Consider the following 297-nt stretch of genomic DNA (forward strand, 5'->3'; position numbering starts at 1 on the left):
TTTAAGCAAAGGAGGAAGTCCATAATGAGAAAAATCAAAACAATATTAGGGATAGTTTTTTCTTTAGCTATTGTAACAACAATGAACACTACTGATTTTGCAGCTAACGATTCAGGAATACCAGAACGTAGAGGAGTATATATACGAGAATGTGTAGGTTATGAGACTAATTATACGAATATTGTTTATACTCATAAATTATTAGGTTCTGTTTCAGGCGATAATACTCAAGGCTCAAGTCCTATGCAAATTACATATCAATTTGAACAAAGCGGAACAACCACCGCATCTATTGCG

The 297-nt window shown here is 33.7% G+C and carries 1 protein-coding gene; it reads left to right on the plus strand.

The genetic code is table 11. The annotated features are described in order from the left end of the window. Positions 1–24: 24 nt before the first annotated feature. The coding region (locus NE473_RS31555) for a hypothetical protein (RefSeq protein WP_502802872.1) at positions 25–297 on the plus strand (273 nt) is incomplete at its 3' end.

It is taken from the genome of Hungatella sp. SL.1.14, assembly GCF_024460495.1.
Lineage (GTDB): Bacteria > Bacillota > Clostridia > Lachnospirales > Lachnospiraceae > Hungatella > Hungatella hathewayi.